General features: G+C 35.7%; 1 protein-coding gene. It reads right to left on the reverse strand.

What is annotated here, in order from left to right; translation table 11 throughout:
- Nucleotides 1-242, reverse strand: a 242-nt coding sequence (locus tag EKM67_RS10720) for a transposase (protein ID WP_191986417.1), incomplete at its 3' end; no start/stop codon positions are given.
- Nucleotides 243-1,029 lie beyond the last annotated feature (787 nt).

The following is a 1,029-nucleotide window of genomic DNA, read 5'->3' on the forward strand; positions in this document are numbered from 1 at the left end:
CGATCTCGAGGAATGGTTAAGTTAAGTTGGCCGTACTTCGTATCAAACGAGCGCTCATAACTGCCGTCGCGGTTATTACCAGTGTTAATCCCAGCGTATGAGTAGCGTTCGTAACCCAAAAACTCTGCCAATTCGGTTTGAAGCAGCTGGTTAATCGCAATTTCGAGGTGGTGACGAAAAACTTCGTCCAAATCTTGCTTTTGGGCTAGTACAACGATAATTTCTGTGGTAAGTTCATTCATGGGGAATGCCTCCTGTGATGTTTTCTGTGGTTACTAAATATCATAAGGGAAGGCATTCCCTATTTCTATACAATTCAGAAATCTTTTATGCATTTACATAAGATATTTTACGCTCTCTAAATAACACTAGACTGTGTCCTCGCGAAGGTAATCTCACCAGCATCGATTGAAAGGCATCTGCAATCTTAATTCATTCTATAGGTCTATATGATAACCCGCTACTCGTTATAACACTCTAAAGAGCACTACTACTCAAATTGATTATTGACCTTTCCACAAACCCGGCAACTTCAATAAAATACATTTTATAGCCTAAATACTATAATACTTTTACAAGTTCACGTCTGATTGTTATAATGCAGTTAAATTAGTAAAAGAGGAGAGTCCTACGCTATGATACAACTTCCAAGTGGCAAATTTTATTCCGCGCCATATGTGATAAAAGCACCCATTTTATTTCCAATTGTCGCTATTTTGATAATCTTTCTTGTAATCCAAGTGAGAAAGCGAGAAAAACTGACAATTTACACTTTTTGCTCGATTACTATTTTTACCATTTACTTGTATTTCTTAACTGCAGTCACGCTATTTCCTATAAATTATTACCCAATTGGATCAGAAATCTATAACATCCCTTTTGGTAAGCAAATGATGTACAACTTTAATATTCTTAACCTTTTTTCGTATAATAAAAATCAGCTTATTGGCAATTTTATTTTACGGCTATACTCCTACTTAAGTAGACAAGCAAATAATCAAAGCTTGTACACTTAGGAAGGAGTTTTTT

It is taken from the genome of Lapidilactobacillus mulanensis (genome assembly GCF_003946215.1).
GTDB classification, from domain to species: Bacteria; Bacillota; Bacilli; order Lactobacillales; family Lactobacillaceae; genus Lapidilactobacillus; species Lapidilactobacillus mulanensis.